Annotated in this window: 1 protein-coding gene; it reads right to left on the bottom strand. The window is 74.6% G+C overall.

Annotated features, from left to right (window positions below):
• A partial coding sequence (locus ACPYOM_RS22630; RefSeq protein ID WP_481347684.1) for a hypothetical protein occupies positions 1-183 on the bottom strand: 183 nt, incomplete at its 3' end.
• Between the last annotated feature and the right edge of the window lie 85 nt (positions 184-268).

Genomic DNA, 268 nt, shown 5'->3' with positions numbered 1-268 from the left:
GTCCCTGCCGCCCGGGGTCTCGGACGTCATCGCCGTGCTGCGCTCGAGCGGTCCGACAGGCGCACGGCGACCATCGCCGGCCTCGCCCTGGGCGGCCTGGCGATGCCACCGAGCGTTGCCGCGGTCGTCGGGTCCACGACACACAGCGTACGCACTGTCTCTTATACACATCTCCGAGCCCACGAGACGCGTAGTAATCTGGGGGGGGGTTCCGGTTTTGGGGGGGGGGGGGGGGGGGGGGGGGGGGGGGGGGGGGGGGGGGGGGGGG

Source organism: Monashia sp. HAY1-2A, assembly GCF_056755315.1.
Note: the sequence above shows the minus strand (reverse complement) of the source record. Positions and strands in the feature narration are given on the sequence as shown.